Source organism: Pantoea sp. CCBC3-3-1 (genome assembly GCF_007981265.1).
Classification (GTDB): Bacteria; Pseudomonadota; Gammaproteobacteria; order Enterobacterales; family Enterobacteriaceae; genus Erwinia.
On sequence record NZ_CP034363.1, the window covers coordinates 4,667,392 to 4,683,090 of the forward strand.

General features: G+C 52.8%; 12 protein-coding genes. 6 read left to right on the forward strand and 6 right to left on the reverse strand.

What is annotated here, in order from left to right; all coding sequences use genetic code 11:
• Window positions 1–71: 71 nt before the first annotated feature.
• The gene (locus EHV07_RS21895; protein ID WP_147200207.1) at window positions 72–3,746 is read right to left on the reverse strand and encodes an autotransporter outer membrane beta-barrel domain-containing protein; all 3,675 of its coding nucleotides are present in this window, start codon (window positions 3,744–3,746) and stop codon (window positions 72–74) included.
• 550 nt (window positions 3,747–4,296) lie between these two features.
• On the reverse strand, window positions 4,297–4,959 hold the full coding sequence (locus EHV07_RS21900) for a TerC family protein (RefSeq protein WP_147200208.1): 663 nt from the start codon (window positions 4,957–4,959) through the stop codon (window positions 4,297–4,299).
• 392 nt (window positions 4,960–5,351) lie between these two features.
• On the opposite strand from EHV07_RS21900, the gene EHV07_RS21910 reads away from it, so the two are divergent.
• Together EHV07_RS21910 and EHV07_RS21915 are read left to right on the forward strand one after the other, a co-directional pair.
• The gene (locus tag EHV07_RS21910) at window positions 5,352–6,044 is read left to right on the forward strand and encodes a hypothetical protein (protein WP_147200209.1); all 693 of its coding nucleotides are present in this window, start codon (window positions 5,352–5,354) and stop codon (window positions 6,042–6,044) included.
• Window positions 6,045–6,046: 2 nt separating this feature from the next.
• Window positions 6,047–6,466 carry a hypothetical protein gene (locus EHV07_RS21915; RefSeq protein ID WP_147200210.1) on the forward strand — a complete coding sequence of 140 codons (420 nt, stop codon included), beginning with the start codon at window positions 6,047–6,049 and terminating at the stop codon, window positions 6,464–6,466.
• Between the two features lie 64 nt (window positions 6,467–6,530).
• Here EHV07_RS21915 and EHV07_RS21920 read toward each other — a convergent pair whose 3' ends face one another.
• On the reverse strand, window positions 6,531–7,715 hold the full coding sequence (locus EHV07_RS21920; protein WP_147200698.1) for an NAD(P)/FAD-dependent oxidoreductase: 1,185 nt from the start codon (window positions 7,713–7,715) through the stop codon (window positions 6,531–6,533).
• 244 nt (window positions 7,716–7,959) lie between these two features.
• On the opposite strand from EHV07_RS21920, the gene pitA reads away from it, so the two are divergent.
• Window positions 7,960–9,462, forward strand: coding sequence for an inorganic phosphate transporter PitA (pitA, locus tag EHV07_RS21925; protein WP_147200211.1), 1,503 nt, complete (start codon window positions 7,960–7,962; stop codon window positions 9,460–9,462).
• A gap of 68 nt (window positions 9,463–9,530) precedes the next feature.
• Here the strand turns inward: pitA and uspB are convergent, their stop codons facing one another.
• Window positions 9,531–9,866, reverse strand: a complete 336-nt coding sequence (uspB, locus tag EHV07_RS21930; protein WP_147200212.1) for a universal stress protein UspB — start codon at window positions 9,864–9,866, stop codon at window positions 9,531–9,533.
• A 428-nt stretch (window positions 9,867–10,294) separates the two neighbouring features.
• On the opposite strand from uspB, the gene uspA reads away from it, so the two are divergent.
• Window positions 10,295–10,732: a universal stress protein UspA gene (gene uspA, locus EHV07_RS21935; RefSeq protein WP_147200213.1), complete on the forward strand. Its 438-nt coding sequence runs from the start codon at window positions 10,295–10,297 to the stop codon at window positions 10,730–10,732.
• 157 nt (window positions 10,733–10,889) lie between these two features.
• Here uspA and rsmJ read toward each other — a convergent pair whose 3' ends face one another.
• Together rsmJ and prlC are read right to left on the reverse strand one after the other, a co-directional pair.
• Window positions 10,890–11,645, reverse strand: coding sequence for a 16S rRNA (guanine(1516)-N(2))-methyltransferase RsmJ (rsmJ, locus tag EHV07_RS21940; RefSeq protein WP_147200214.1), 756 nt, complete (start codon window positions 11,643–11,645; stop codon window positions 10,890–10,892).
• Window positions 11,642–13,687 (reverse strand): oligopeptidase A, encoded by a 2,046-nt coding sequence (gene prlC / locus EHV07_RS21945; protein ID WP_147200215.1) that lies wholly within the window; start codon window positions 13,685–13,687, stop codon window positions 11,642–11,644. Before prlC ends, rsmJ begins: the two co-directional genes overlap by 4 nt.
• 199 nt (window positions 13,688–13,886) lie before the next feature.
• Between prlC and EHV07_RS21950 the strand changes: the two genes are divergently transcribed.
• Both EHV07_RS21950 and EHV07_RS21955 read left to right on the forward strand, forming a co-directional pair.
• A complete protein-coding gene (locus EHV07_RS21950; RefSeq protein WP_147200216.1) occupies window positions 13,887–14,711 on the forward strand; it encodes a CPBP family intramembrane glutamic endopeptidase in 825 nt (274 codons plus the stop codon).
• Window positions 14,712–14,802: 91 nt separating this feature from the next.
• The gene (locus EHV07_RS21955) at window positions 14,803–15,645 is read left to right on the forward strand and encodes a 23S rRNA (adenine(2030)-N(6))-methyltransferase RlmJ (protein ID WP_147200217.1); all 843 of its coding nucleotides are present in this window, start codon (window positions 14,803–14,805) and stop codon (window positions 15,643–15,645) included.
• The last annotated feature ends 54 nt before the right edge of the window (window positions 15,646–15,699 follow it).

Sequence of the window (15,699 nt, forward strand, 5' to 3'; positions counted from 1 at the left end):
TTCCTTTCGGCAACCGCGTAAAAAATGGGCCCGAAGGCCCACTTGAATCACGTTCAGGCGGTATCTTGCTGTTAGAACTGATATTTGAGGCCCAGGTTTCCGGTATAACCTTCGCTCCCCGGCCCGAAGCTGTGGGAATATTTAACCTGGCTATAGACGCTGAAACGGGGATTAAGACTGGCGCTGACGCCCGCGCTTGCCTGCCAAAACCCCCGACGGACGTCAGGCCTGAGCGTTTCATTATTCATATCAATGCCTGGCGTATGCCCCAGCATCTGTACCACATCGCCCTGGATGTAGGGCTTGATGTTCGCCCCGTCGTAAACCAGCCTTATTCCCTCACGTAGCTGCGCCATCATCAGGTTTTGATCCTTCAGCTTAACGCCGCTGGAGTAGGTTTGACTGATGTTCATATACTGCCCCATTGCCTGAAGCTGAGGTTCCAGCTTCAGTTTATCCACCAGCGTAAAAGGCTTGCCCACTTCCATCGACAACACGGTTGCGTAGCTGTCCATTTTGGCATTGGTTTGGCTGGAGAAGTTGTTGCTGTAGCGGGTGAGCTGCGCAACATTGTCGAGATACGCGCCGCTATCGTTCCAGAAAGTCAGATAGGCGCCGATGCCGTAAGCGTTGGTCTCGATTTTTCCTACGTCCACAGACAGCCCTGCTCGCGCGCTACGGGCCGTGTCCTTATTGCTGCTGGTCTGGTGTCCAAGGGTGATCATCGGACCGGCCGTCACATGCCAGCTTTCTGCCAAATCCTTCTTCAGAAGATCGCCACCCAGCTGAACAAACGCGGTGTTCACATCAAAAGCAAAACGCCCCGCCTGGTAATTATCATGGCGGCCATACACCCTTCCCCACGCCGTGCGATCTTTCTGTGCCGCCCCAACCCGCTCATGCCAGCTGCCGATTGTGGCAAAACCGTAGGCTGAATTGAGATAAGGCGCAATCAGGTAGCCTGCCGTTTCAGCCCTGTAGGTTACTGGTCCGGGCGCTGTCGGGATTGTCGGGGAGTCGGGTTCGGTAGTCTCCGCCGGATCGGCTGGAGTAATCGGCTCAGCGGTGTCGGCCGGGATGGCCGGGTCAGCAGTATCCGCGGGGGTAGCAGGCGTTACGGGATCGACAGGCGTATAGCTCGCCTGCAAATACCAGCTGTTATCGTTGATATTGTTGAGGAAATACTCATAGTTTCCTGCTACAACGCTGTTATTGCGCAGGTTAAAGGTGGCCGCCTGCGCATCGCCAGCCACGTCGACTAATAAAATCCCGGCGCTGGTCGCCGCTCCAAGTCCGCCTTTGTTATTCACCGTCAGCACGTAATCCCCGGACGCGCTGCCGTTAACCTGAATTCGGTCGGTGGCAGAACTGTCGTCACCAAGCTGCGTATTCATTACAAACTGACCCGAGCCGGTCAGATCGCCATCGATGGTTAGCGTACTGAAGCCAGAATCGCCGGTAAAAATAGCGGTGCCTTTGTTCTGCAACAGGTTATTTACGTTTGAATCACCGGTGATCAGCCAGCTGCTGGTATTGTCGAGGATTAGCTGATTAACGTTCTGCGTCGCACCGTTTAACGTTGAACTGTTGGAGAGCGACAGATTAAGCGTGCTGTCGTAGCTGTCCGCAATCACATCGCCCAGTAAAGTCACATTGTTATCCGCTGTAACGTCAGCTTGTGAGTAAGTGATCGCCCCTTCCGACGACGTTGTCGGCTGAATGCTTAATGCCACGCCATCGCCGCCATATACCAGGGTGCCGTTGCTAAGTCCAAGGTCAAGCACCGCGCCCTTAACTAAGACGCCGGTTGACGCTTCGCTGCGTAACGCGACATTATCCAGCGTGATTGTACTTTGCTGGTTGTCCGCGCTATTAAGCACATTCAGACCCACCGCGTTACCGGTTGTTGTCACCGTGCTGTCAGTGAGTTTCATGGTGGAAAGCGAAGCAATGAGTGCATGGGCATCCGTTCCACTGGTATTCAGCGTCAAATTACTGGCAGTGACCGTTGAGGCAGCCGCCGCGTAAATCCCCGCGCTGCCTTCGCCCTGGGTGGAAACCGTATCATTACTGCTCTCCACGGTACTGTTCGCAATGACCATGCCATAAGCGGCATCGCCAGCGGTGGAGAGAGAGATATTTGCCAGGGTGGCAGCGCTGCTGCTATCCGCATAGAGACCGTGCGCCAGCTCGCCAGAAGTCGTAATGGTTGAATTTTTCAGATCCAGGCTGCTGGTTTTCTTGATGTAGACCCCGCGTCCGTTACTGGCTGAGGTTTCTATATCGGTATCCGTCACGGTTAAGGTGCCGTTACGGGCTGCCAGGCCAAAGCTGGTAACACCGGTTGTGGTAATAGTGGAATCATTCAGGGTCAGCTGCCCGCCATCTACGGCCCACGCGCCATAAGCTTCAGTCCCCGATGTGGTAAGGGTCAGATTTTCTCCGGAGACATTCCCACCGGAGACAATACCGTGGCCGGCATCACCGGAGGTGTTGATGGTTGAATCGGTTAAGGTCAGTTGCCCGCTGGTAGCGGTAAACGCGCCATAAGCTTCAGCACCCGATGTGGTAAGGGTCAGATTTTCTCCGGAGACATTCCCACCGGAGACAATACCGTGGCCGACCTCACCGGAGGTGTTGATGGTTGAATCGGTTAAGGTCAGTTGCCCGCTGGCAGCGGTAAACGCGCCATAAGCTTCAGCACCCGAGGTGGTAAGCACGCTATCGGTTAACGTCGCCGTACCTGCCTGTACTTGAATCGCATGAGCCTCGCTGCCTGAAGTAGTGAAGCGGCTGTTGGTCGCGTTAAGCGTCGTTGTGGCATTGGCCAAATTTGCCCCTGCGGCTCCTGTGCCCTCGGTCAGGTAGCTACCGCCTTCGAGAATCGTATTGGACTGCGAATTGATATCCAGCGCGTATCCGCTGGCCAGCGTGGTATGCACGTTGACGTTGGTTAGCGTCATATCACCATTCATTGCCCGCAATCCCACGAAACCAGTGTTAATGGTACTGTCTTCCAGCGTCAGCGAACTTCTCGTCGTGTTGTCGTTTCCGGTACCGTTTCCGACTTTGATGGCGGCTTTAGCAGTGGTCGCAGCATTAATCGTGATGTTGCTGGCTGTCAGGGTACTGCTGTCCAGAAAGAGGGCGTTATCACTACTTGCAGCCTGCTGAGTTATATTCACATCATTCAAGGTGCCGCTGACGCTAAAAAGAGAAATCACCCTGTTGGTTTTTTCGGTTGCGCTGAGCGTCAGGTCGCTGGCTTTTAGCGAACCGCCATTCAGTCTGATACCCTGTGTTAAATTTCCATCCAGTTGTGCAGAGACATCATTGAGTATCAGATCGCTATTAGTCGCCATAATCGCGGCACTGTTGGCGCCTGAGATCGTAAAGCGGCCTGTGTTGATGGTTAAGGTCGCGTTTTCCATATCAACGCCGTGCGCGCTGCCGCCCGCCGTCGTTAATGTTGCATCATTCAGTTCCAGGCTTGAGCCATCACGAAGTTTGGCCGCAAAGGTGCCGCTATCCACCGTCGTAAAGGTGAGTCCCGGATCCGTAATTAACGTGCTGCCGGTTCCTGTCGCATTAAGTGGAAAATCGTCTTTTTCACGGGAGCTGTAGCTTTCAGTAACCTGGTACGTCGATCCATCAGTGACCGACCAGGGGGAAGCTGCATAACTGCAAAGAGGAAACAGCGCTAACGTTAATAAGTTAAGAGAAAAATATTTTGCTTCCATCGCCATAATGCATCCTTTCGTTAATATCCATAATAATCAAAAGTGATGAACGAATTTATCTGTTCTTTTTTGCGAGGAAGGATTTTAAAATCAGCACAATTGCGGCGTTTAACTGATAAAGGCGTAACTGGCGGGCGCCTGATTTTATAATATGAAAGGGATACAGTCCGAAGTCCTTCCCATCAATCACTCTGCCTTCCTGGCGTGCCTATCTTAATGGATTATGTTATCGATCAAGAAATTATTTTTTAAGAAATTACTGCTTAAATTTTTACTAAAATATTCCGTTATTTTTTTAATTTCCCGCCTGCATTTTTTTGAAAAGATAAAATAAATAAAATTAAAACAGCCTTTTCCGTGCTGGAACCACTCCCGTTTAATAAACGGTTAAGACGGTTAATAGCCGATGCACAAGGATTGCTGCTGGCGATGGCTGGAAGAGGATCATCGCCAGGTTCACCGACTTCCCCCCCGCTGCGGGCTTTATCGTCGCTTTGGGGAAGCGAGGCAAAAATCCGGCTGCCGTGAGTGACCGATCGCCTTGTGGATCATCTGACTATCGTCGGGCGAGCGCATTTTTCGCCAGGCCATACAGAACGACCAGCATCGCGCCAACGGTCCCGGCAATGATATGCAGAGAGTGAACAGCGGCGGTGTACCTTAAAATCGCCGGATCGGTGACCAGCATACTTCCGGCAATCCAGCCAATAAGCGCGCCACCCACCATAACAATAAAGGGAAAGCGACCCAGCAGCGCCAGCACCAGTTTGCTGCCCATCATAATAATCGGAATGCTGATAATCACGCCAAACGATACCAGCCAGAGATTACCTTTACCGGCAGCGGCCACCGCCAGCACGTTATCCAGGGACATCACTACGTCGGCCATAGTGATCGTCAGCACGGTTTTCCAAAGTCGGTTATCGCTGGCGATGTCGGCATCGTCTTCTTCGCTGGCCACCAGCTTGCAGCCAATCCACAACAGCAACAGCGCACCGACAATTTTCAGCCAGGGTACCGAGAGCAGATAAACGGCAATCACTAACAAAACGATGCGTGCAATGACCGCGCCTGCCGTCCCGAGCACGATAGCTTTTTTCTGCCGCTCAGGCGGTAATTTGCGGCAGGCCATGGCGATAACGACGGCGTTATCGCCTCCCAAAAGCAGATCAATCAATACGATTTGCAGCAGAATAACGGCGAAATCCAGATAATCCATAACCAACTCTATTAGCAGAAAGCGGGATAATTCCCGGTAGCAGTGAGACAACCCATAGTATCAGACAGTTCACCAGCGATCGTTTCAGGGTAAATTTTTGATTCTCTGAGTAATCTAACTTTAGCATGCTTACTGCAAGGCAGGTTGAGGCCACCTGCGGCTTTGCGAAAGTGATGAACGGTCGAAGCCTGGGGTAGATAAATTCAGGTTCGTGGCTGTTTAGCATTACCGAAAAATCGCCAAAAACGGGTTTTAAAAAATCAAATGTATAACTTGACCTTTCTCAGGAAAACCTTTAAACCTTTTCAAAATAGCAAGATTGCCAATTAGTTTTTTTAATTTAGATAATGGAAGTGGGAACTTAGCTCAACAAGGAAAGTGAGGTAACACGGATGAGTAAGCGTGAAGATATTCTGGATTCATCAAAATTCAGTTCTGAAAAAGAAATAAGGCATGGGCTTATTTACTCGGAAATTCTGGGGTGGCTGGATATGGGACATGCCAGAGGAGACGATATTCGAAATCTTATGGCGCAATTTTCCCAAGGTGAGAGCAGCAATAAAGCCTACTATGAAGTCCGCTATGAACAGACTATGAGGATTAGTCGGTTTGTAACAGGAAGATTTAATATTTGGCAGATAAAAAAAGGCCGTTCATTAAAAGAGCGACAAAGCATTGCATTGGCAATGATGATGAGTACTGCTATAGCATTTGAGAATTGGCAGTCCATGATATGGTTTAATTGGCATACTGATAGCGGTTTTAGCGGGGAAGATCTTATATCCAATCTTTTTGGTTTTTATAGAGTGAATTTCCCACGCAATTACTGGGGAGAACTTCGGATTGTCTCCAGGGAAGCAGCATTACGCCGCTGGGATCACTATGGCCCTGTCGGAAATTTCAAAAATACAGGATTTCTTCCATTACTGTTCCCTGACCCGGCTCAAAAATTCCTGTGCCCGCGCCCTTTTAAAGGTAATCTCCCGAGGTTTATGACGCAAATCTCCCCCTATAAAATAATAGATAACGATGAGATTGTACGTATTAATAGCAAAAAGGCAGGCATCACTAGTGCGGTGGGATAAAAATGAGTAAGAAGAAAAAAATTGCAGCGACCGCAGTCATTGTTGCCTGTGCATTCCTGTTGATTGATTACAGTATGCAGAAAATTGCCGCACAACGGGAAGGTTATTCACATAAAAATATTTGGGCATACTATCTCTATACCGACAGTGATATCAGAAATGCACCACGACTTTCCAGACAAGTTCATTTCACCTGGATTGCCCAGGACGGCAGTCAGCCGCAAGAAAGTAGCATTGTTTATCACCAGAAGGTGGATATTAACCAAATCAGAGATTACCTGAGGATACTTGGTTACGAATGCGTCGAGCAAAGCAGCCATGATGAAAGATGGGAACGTAGCAACAAAACAATGCCTGCCTTTTACATTTCCCAAGATAATGAGAGTGGAACAACCACGCTCAGCAAATCCCGCTATCGCTAAAATTACGCGCCGGTCATAGCGTTTTTATTTCACAAGGCCCAAGTGGGCCTGTTTAAACCTATTCTCAAAGCGCCTGCGCGCAAGCCCAGGCCGAACTCCAGGCCCACTGGAAGTTGTAGCCGCCGAGCCAGCCGGTGACGTCGACCACCTCGCCAATAAAGTACAGGCCCGGCACATCCTTCGCTTCCATCGTTTTGGAAGAGAGCATGCGGGTATCCACGCCGCCCAGCGTCACTTCTGCCGTACGGTAGCCTTCCGTGCCGTTTGGCTGCACACGCCAGTTGTGCAGTGACTCCACCAGTTCGCTTTGCTGACGGCTGTTGAGCTGCTTCAGCGTGCACTCAGGTACGCTGCCCAGCAGTTGCAGGCATTCGACCAGGCGACGCGGTAGCACCTTTGCCAGCGTGTTTTTCAGGCTCTGATTGGGATGCATCTCGCGTTCTTCGTTAATAAAGCCGCTCAGCTCACGTTCAGGAGAAAGGTTGATAGTGACAAATTCGCCAGGCTGCCAGTAGCTGGAAAGTTGCAGTACCGCCGGGCCAGACAGCCCGCGATGGGTAAACAGCAGCGCTTCTTTAAACACCGTGCCATCTTCGGCCGTCATCACCGAAGGCACCGCCACGCCAGACAAGGTTTGCAGCTGCTCCAGTAGCGGCTTGTGCAGCGTAAACGGCACCAGGCCCGCGCGCGTTGGAAATACCGGAAGCCCAAACTGCTCCGCGATTTTATAACCGAATGGTGAAGCGCCCAGGCCAGGCATGGAGAGGCCACCAGAAGCGATGACCAGTTTCTCCGCCTGAACCACGCTGCCGTTCAGCTCCAGCGTATAACCGGTATCATCACGCGCTACGCTTAGCACTTCACTTCGCAGCCGCAACGCAACGTTACCCGCGTCACACTCCTTCAGCAGCAGCTCGACGATTTGCTGGGCGGAATCATCACAGAAGAGTTGCCCCAACGTTTTCTCATGCCAGGCGATACCGTGGCGATTAACCAGGTCGATAAAATCCCACTGGGTATAGCGCGCCAGCGCGGATTTACAAAAGTGTGGATTATGCGAAAGATAAGCGGCCGGTTCGGTATAGAGGTTGGTAAAATTACAGCGTCCACCGCCCGACATCAGGATTTTACGTCCGGCTTTTTTGCCGTTATCAAGCAGCAATACGCGTTTGCCACGCTGCCCCGCCTGGGCGGCACAGAACAGGCCAGCTGCGCCAGCGCCAATGATGATAACGTCAAACTTTTCCACAACCTTCTCCGGACTACTGCGCAAAAAACGCTGATTGTAATGAGAAGGCCCGCTTCCCGCCAGCGTCACAAAAGCGTCACGGGCCGAAACATTTTGCAATCGTATGATTTTCATCCGAAATTTGTTCGATATTTCTCTCAAATAACACATTGATGTCAAAAAAAGTCTATATTTCACTTTCCCCAGGCGCGGTTTCTCGCTGATAATGCGCCGCGTTCATGTCCTCCAAAATGGCGTAACGCTTATGCTACATCTGTTTGCTGGTCTTGATTACCATACCGGCCTGTTTCTTGTTATTGCTCTGCTTTTTGTTTTGTTCTACGAGGCCATCAACGGCTTCCACGACACGGCAAACGCAGTGGCTACAGTGATATACACCCGTGCAATGCGATCGCAACTGGCGGTAGTCATGGCCGGGGTATTCAACTTCTTTGGCGTACTGCTGGGCGGGCTGAGCGTTGCTTATGCTATCGTTCACTTGCTACCCACCGATCTGCTGCTCAATGTGGGATCGGCTCACGGGCTGGCCATGGTCTTTTCCATGCTGCTGGCAGCTATTATCTGGAATCTCGGCACCTGGTACTTCGGTCTGCCGGCCTCCAGTTCTCATACCCTCATCGGGGCCATCATCGGCATTGGCCTGACCAACGCACTGCTTACCGGAACCTCGGTGGTGGATGCGCTGAACATCCCGAAAATGATCGGCATCTTTATGTCGCTGGTTATTTCTCCCATCGTTGGCCTGGTTATCGCCGGCGGCCTGGTGTTTATTCTGCGCCGGGGCTGGAGCGGGACCAAAAAACGTCGTCGTATTCATATGACGCCTGCGGAACGTGAAAAAATCGACGGCAAGAAAAAGCCGCCGTTCTGGACACGAATCGCACTGATCATCTCTGCTATCGGCGTGAGCTATTCTCACGGCGCTAACGATGGTCAGAAAGGCATTGGCCTGATTATGCTGGTCTTAATCGGTGTCGCGCCTGCTGGCTTCGTGGTGAATATGAATTCGTCAGGTTATGACATTACGCGTACCCGTGATGCGGTTAATCATCTGGATCAGTATTATCAGCAGCATGCCGATTCTCTGACGCATATCATTCAGATGGCACCGCCTGCCGTACCGACTCCGGAAGAAAGTCCGGGCGGTCCGCAGCAGTTCCACTGTGATGCTGCCCGTGCTCTGCCCGCTATTCAGCACGCCCAGGGCCTGTTGAATAACCTGCAAAGCTACGATGCGCTGAGCGTTGAACAGCGTAGCCATCTGCGCCGTCTGCTGATGTGTATCTCTGATACGGCCGATAAAGTCACTAAACTGCCGGATACCACCAGCGACGACAAACGCTTCCTCAGCAAGCTGAAAGGCGATTTGTTGAATACCGTTGAGTATGCGCCGGTGTGGATCATCGTCGCTGTAGCGCTCGCGCTATCGCTGGGAACCATGGTTGGCTGGCGTCGTGTTGCCACGACTATCGGTGAAAAAATCGGTAAGAAAGGCATGACCTACGCGCAGGGTATGTCCGCACAGATGACCGCGGCGGTTTCGATTGGCGTGGCAAGCTATACCGGGATGCCGGTATCGACCACTCACGTGCTTTCGTCCTCCGTCGCTGGCACCATGCTGGTTGATGGCGGCGGCGTACAGAGCCGCACGATCAAAAATATCCTGCTGGCCTGGGTGTTTACCCTGCCGGTCTCGATAGTCTTGTCGGGCGTGCTGTACTGGATTGCGCTGCAGATCATTTCCTGATTAAGCGGAAAGTAAAAGGGCGGGACTTGTTCCCGCCCTTTTTGTTTTCATCTTCACCCGCGCCTCCCTTAGTGCCAGATAATTAATCCCACCAGGCTGATCAACACCAGGCCGCACAGCGCACTGGTCAGAATGAACTGGCCGCGCACCCGCTCACAGCGACGAATAAATTCATCATCATGGTGATCGCGATAGCGTTGCGACCAGATATAACGCACCAGGCGAACCTGTTTGCCCGGCTGGCCGTGTGACGTGAAAAAACCCGCTCCGTCAACATACTGGTACAACAAAGGATCGCACCCACGAAGTACCACCAGTAATGCACGCAAAGAGGAAAAATAGCGCGCCATGTTCACTACACAAACAACGCAAAGAGCCCAAAAGAGTGCAATGGTGCTAATCATGATCCCCTCCCGGCAAACGATCAAAAAAGCCGTTCCCGCGGAAAACGCCGGACACAGCTTTTTGAAGTCATGCCTGCCACATCAATGAACCAAACGGAATTGTTGTTGTAACTACAGAGCGACGGTCAGTAGCGCATGGCTTATCGTCACTGTTTAGTTTAGGAGATGAGCTGAAATTTTTACCAGCGATGTTTTCAGCAAGCAGCAAAAAGAAAGGCCGCGTGAGGTTGATCCCGCTCGCAAAGGGAGCGCCCAACGCGTTACTTGTTAACAATTGGGTCTATAATATCAGGCAGAAGAAAGCGACATCCAGCGCTTCGTTAACCCGCATCTCATTCAACATTACATCTTATTTCAATGTGTTATGATGCAAAAAAGACAACCTTGTCTGCAAAGACGCAGTCGCACTGAATGGAAGGAGTAACATTATGTCTTACAAACACATTCTGATTGCCGTGGATCTTTCGCCAGAAAGTAAGCTGCTGGTCGCTAAAGCCGTTTCCATGGCCCGTCCCTATGACGCCAAAGTTTCTCTGATCCACGTCGATGTTAATTACTCCGACCTCTATACCGGCCTGATTGACGTTAACCTCGGCGACATGCAAAAACGTATCTCTGAAGAAACGCATACGGCGCTTACCGACTTGTCTGGCAGCGCAGGCTATCCAATCTCCGAAACCCTCAGCGGCAGCGGTGATTTAGGCCAGGTTCTGGTCGATGCAATTAAGAAATATGATGTGGATTTAGTGGTGTGCGGCCATCACCAGGATTTCTGGAGCAAGCTGATGTCTTCTGCACGCCAGCTGATCAATACCGTGCATATCGACATGCTGATCGTGCCGCTGCATGATGAAGAAGACGAGTAAAAGCTTAACAGGCAAAAAAATACCGCTATCGCCCTTACAGGCTGGCGGTATTTTGTATTGAAGGCGGACGCAACCCGATCTGGCAGAAACGCCGCTTTTGCGTCTTTATGGGCGGCCAGGGTTCCCCAGGCCTGCACCACGGGCTTAAAGCACTGACTTATTCGCCCGCTAACGGTGGATAAATATCAAAGCGGTGGCTTTTAGTCACTACGGCCGATTGCGTCGCCACGCCAGCCAGCGGCGGTGCATAATCGGGTCGTTTAACCACGATACGTTTCTTCGCCAGCCGTCTTGCCGGTGCCAGCAGTCCGTCAGCGTCGTTATCTGCTCCCACCAGCGTCTGGAATACCCGCATCTCTTTCTTCACCAGCGCGCTTTTCTGTTTGTGAGGATACATCGGATCAAGATACACCACGTCTGGCTTCTCACTGATTTCCGTTAGCGCCTCTAAGCTGGACGCATGCAGCAGCGTGAGTCTTTCACGCAGCCAGTCGCCGATTTCCGCACTCTGATAGCCTCGCTGCAAGCCATCGTCCAACAGCGCCGCAACGACCGGATGACGTTCCAGCATCCGCACGCGACAGCCCAGCGAGGCCAGCACAAAAGCGTCTCGCCCCAGGCCCGCCGTGGCATCAATCACATCAGGAAGGTAGCTGCCTTTGATGCCAACGGCTTTGGCTACCGCCTCGCCACGTCCGCCGCCAAAACGGCGACGATGCGCCATCGCGCCCTCCACAAAATCAACATAAATACCGCCAAGCTTAGGCTCGTCCCGCTTGCGCAGTTCAAGATGCGTGGCGGTCATTACCAGCGCCATCAGCGCCTGTTCATCATGTTCAAGCTGCCAGCGTTCGGCCGAAACAGATAAGGCGCCGTCTCCGGCGCCCGCTTCGTCAATTAAACAGATTTTCACGCCTGTTCCTGAATCCCATAGTGCGCCAGCATTGCATCCAGCTGAGGCTCACGACCACGGAAGCGTTTGAACAGTTCCATTGGCTCTTCAGAACCGCCGCGCGTCAGGATGTTATCCAGGAAAGACTGGCCCGTTTCACGATTGAAAATGCCTTCTTCTTCAAAACGTGAGTAAGCATCCGCCGCCAGCACATCCGCCCACAGATAGCTGTAGTAACCGGCAGCATAGCCGCCCGCAAAGATATGGCTGAAGGCATGCGGGAAGCGGCCCCAGGATGGGCTTGGCACCACGGCTACCAGCTGTTTAATCTCTTTCAGCATCTCAAGGATCTGCGCGCCTTTCGCCGGATCGAACTCGGCATGCAGGCGGAAATCAAACAGGCCGAACTCCAGCTGACGCAGAATAAACAGCGCGGCCTGGTAGTTCTTCGCTGCCAACATTTTATCCAGCAGTTCCCGAGGCAGCGGCTCGCCGGTTTCATAGTGACCGGAGATAAACGCCAGCGCTTCCGGCTCCCAGCACCAGTTTTCCATAAACTGGCTCGGCAGCTCGACGGCATCCCACGGCACACCGCTAATACCAGCGACGCCCGGCGTTTCGATTCGGGTCAGCATGTGGTGCAGACCGTGGCCGAATTCATGGAACAGCGTGGTGACTTCGTCATGCGTAAACAGCGCAGGCTTGCCGCTAACCGGGCGGTTAAAGTTACAGGTCAGATAGGCGACCGGCTTCTGCAATGAGCCATCCGCGAGGCGCATTTGGCCGACGCAATCGTCCATCCATGCTCCGCCGCGTTTGTTTTCACGCGCGTAGAGATCCAGATAGAAGCTGCCGCGCAGCTCGCCGCTTTCATCAAACAGATCGAAGAAACGCACGTCAGGATGATAGACATCAACGTCTTTGCGTTCTTTAGCCGTGATGCCGTAAATACGCTTCACGACTTCGAACAGGCCGTTAACCGCACGCTCTTCCGGGAAGTAAGGACGCAGCTGCTCGTCGCTAATCGCATACAGATGCTGCTTTTGCTTTTCGCCGTAGTAAGTCAGATCCCACGGGTTCAGTTCGTCAATGCCATGCTCTTTTTTCGCGAAGGCGCGCAGCTGCTCCAGCTCTTTTTCGGCCTGTGGGCGAGCGCGTTTAGCCAGGTCGGTCAGGAAGTCGGTGACCTGAGCCGGATTTTCGGCCATTTTGGTCGCCAGCGATTTGTCTGCGTAGGAGGAGAAGCCCAGCAGCTGGGCCAGCTCGTGGCGCAGCGCCAGCTCTTCGGCCATGATTTCGCTGTTATCCCACTTGCCGGCGTTCGGCCCCTGATCGGAAGCACGAGTCGAATAGGCACGATACATCTCTTCACGCAGCGCCTGGTTGTCGCAGTAGGTCATCACCGGCAGATAGCTGGGGATATCCAGCGTCAGCAGCCAGCCATCCTGTTCTTTCGCTTCTGCCTGAGCTTTTGCCGCCGCCAGCGCGCTTTCCGGCATGCCGGACAACCCGCTTTCATCAGTGATGAGCTTGCTCCAGCCCATGGTGGCATCCAGCACGTTGTTGCTATAGGTCGAACCCAGTTCGGACAGACGTGAGGCGATTTCACCGTAGCGCTTCTGTTTTTCTTTCGACAGGCCGATACCGGAAAGCTCGAAGTCACGCAGCGCGTTATCAACCGCTTTTTTCTGCGGTGCGCTCAGTCCTTCATAGCTGTTTTCTTTCAGATTACGGTATGCCTGATACAGACCTTCGTGCTGGCCTACCCAGGTGCTGTATTCCGACAGCAGCGGCAGCGTTTGCTCATAGGCCTGGCGCAGCTCCGGGCTGTTTTTTACCGAGTTCAGGTGGCTGACCGGCGAGAAAAGACGGCCTAAGCGGTCATCTACTTCACTCAGTGGCTGAACCAGATTATCCCAGGTGTAAGGCGCGCCCTGAGCCACTGCTTTTTCCACTGCGGCACGGCAATCTTCCAGCGCTTTGGTTACGGCTGGCACCACGTGCTCGGGTTGAATGGCGGAGAAAGGCGGAAGCGTAAAAGAAGTGAGTAGCGGATTGGTCATAGCGCAGTCCTTTTAAATCATGTATGGGCGTGTTCAGGCACGCGATTAAGCTAACATGAGGTTAAGTGTAGCGAAAATCAATGGTGCAGCCGCAGCAGTTCGCTGGTGGGAAAAGAGATTTGCCTGCATTCCGGTGCGAGAGCATAATTTTTCTCCGGCGCAATGTCGTCCTGATTTGCTGATAACAGGGAGTGTATTTATGTGGTATCTGCTGGCCGCATCGCTGTTCTTTCTGCCTTTTCGTTTGCGGATTTCACTGGGTTTGCTGGTAGTTTCGCTGATAGTTGCCGTCCTTAACCATACCTTACAGCCTGTCGCGCTGCTGGTGCTGGTAGTGATGGCTGTCGTGGCTTTCTTCTGTTTTCGACGTAAGGAATCGGATGTTCTCGCAAAGGTTGGCGAAGGGTTACTGGTTCTTAGCGCTGGCGCACTGATGCTGCATCTGGTGCCGGGCTTTACTAACCTTATCGTGGTTGCCGGTGCGCAAGCCGGGCCGGAAAGTGCGCCTTTTACTTTCAATTACAATCTCGATAAAGCGCTGGTTCCTTTTCTGCTGCTGGGCTGCCTGCCCGGGCTTTTAAAACGTCCGGCAACGCCGCCACGAAACCGGCTTTGGTGGCTGATTCTGCTGCTTTCGCTACCGCTTTTGTTACTGATTGCCACGCTGGCTGGCGGGCTGCGCGTCGAATTACATTATCCGGAATGGCTGGGTTCTTTTATGCTGGCCAATCTGTTCTTCGTCTCGTTTGCTGAAGAGGCGCTGTTCCGCGGCTGGTTACAGCAACGACTGAGCCAGCGGGTCGGAAACGGCTGGGGCTTGCTTGCCGCATCTGTCCTGTTTGGGCTGGCCCATGCAGCGGGCGGCGTCATGCTGATCTGTTTTGCCACCGTTGCCGGGCTCATTTACGGCCTGGCCTGGCTGTGGAGCGGACGGGTTTGGGTTTCCACGCTGGTGCATTTTGCTTTCAATATGCTGCATCTGCTGTTCTTCACTTATCCCTTGTGGCAACACCCGCCAGGATAACAGAGCATTTTCCCTCCCGGACAGTTATACTGAACACAACCTGTGCCGCGCTGGCGGCACAATCGCTTTAATACCGGAAAGATCCCACGACATGCTGAGTTATCGCCACAGTTTTCACGCCGGCAACCACGCCGACGTTCTCAAACATACCGTTCAGAGCCTGATTATCGACTCGCTTAACGAGAAAGATAAGCCTTACCTTTACCTTGATACCCATGCTGGCGCAGGTCGCTATCAGCTGAGCGGTGAGCATGCCGAACGCACCGGGGAGTATCTGGAAGGGATCGCGCGTATCTGGCAGCAGGACGACTTGCCGGAAGAGCTGAAAAGCTACATTGCCTGCGTTAAGCAGCTGAACCCTAACGGCAAACTGCGCTACTACCCAGGTTCACCGCTGATTGCCCGTCATTTGCTGCGTCCTTACGACAAGCTGAATATGACCGAGCTGCACCCAAGCGACTATCCGCTGCTGCGTAATGAGTTTTCCAAAGACGATCGCGCACGCACCGAGAAAGCAGACGGCTATCTGCAACTGAAATCCAAATTGCCGCCGCTGTCCCGTCGCGGCCTGGTGCTGATCGATCCGCCTTATGAAATCAAAAGCGATTATCAGGCGGTGGTAAAAGGCATTCAGGAAGGCTACAAGCGTTTTGGTACCGGCGTGTTTGCGCTGTGGTATCCGGTTGTGATGCGTCAGCAAATCAAACGCATGTTTTCCGAGCTGGAAGCGACCGGTATTCGTCGTATTCTGCAAATTGAGCTGGCGGTTCGCCCGGACAGCGATCAGCGCGGTATGACCGCTTCCGGCATGGTGGTGATTAACCCACCGTGGAAACTGGAGCAGCAGATGAATAACGTGCTGCCATGGTTGCACAAGCATCTGGTTCCCGCCGGTACTGGCCACACTAAAGTTAGCTGGATTGTGCCGGAATAACCGACGCTTCTCACATACCGGGCAGCCAGCCTTGCTGCCCGGTTGTTTTCCCCG

Bases quoted from the DNA above. Each gene is read 5' to 3' on its own strand.
- EHV07_RS21895 (WP_147200207.1), bottom strand. From the start codon at position 3,746: ATGGCGATGGAAGCAAAATATTTTTCTCTTAACTTATTAACGTTAGCG.
- EHV07_RS21900 (WP_147200208.1), bottom strand. From the start codon at position 4,959: ATGGATTATCTGGATTTCGCCGTTATTCTGCTGCAAATCGTATTGATT.
- EHV07_RS21910 (WP_147200209.1), top strand. From the start codon at position 5,352: ATGAGTAAGCGTGAAGATATTCTGGATTCATCAAAATTCAGTTCTGAA.
- EHV07_RS21915 (WP_147200210.1), top strand. From the start codon at position 6,047: ATGAGTAAGAAGAAAAAAATTGCAGCGACCGCAGTCATTGTTGCCTGT.
- pitA (WP_147200211.1), top strand. From the start codon at position 7,960: ATGCTACATCTGTTTGCTGGTCTTGATTACCATACCGGCCTGTTTCTT.
- uspB (WP_147200212.1), bottom strand. From the start codon at position 9,866: ATGATTAGCACCATTGCACTCTTTTGGGCTCTTTGCGTTGTTTGTGTA.
- uspA (WP_147200213.1), top strand. From the start codon at position 10,295: ATGTCTTACAAACACATTCTGATTGCCGTGGATCTTTCGCCAGAAAGT.
- prlC (WP_147200215.1), bottom strand. From the start codon at position 13,687: ATGACCAATCCGCTACTCACTTCTTTTACGCTTCCGCCTTTCTCCGCC.
- EHV07_RS21950 (WP_147200216.1), top strand. From the start codon at position 13,887: ATGTGGTATCTGCTGGCCGCATCGCTGTTCTTTCTGCCTTTTCGTTTG.
- EHV07_RS21955 (WP_147200217.1), top strand. From the start codon at position 14,803: ATGCTGAGTTATCGCCACAGTTTTCACGCCGGCAACCACGCCGACGTT.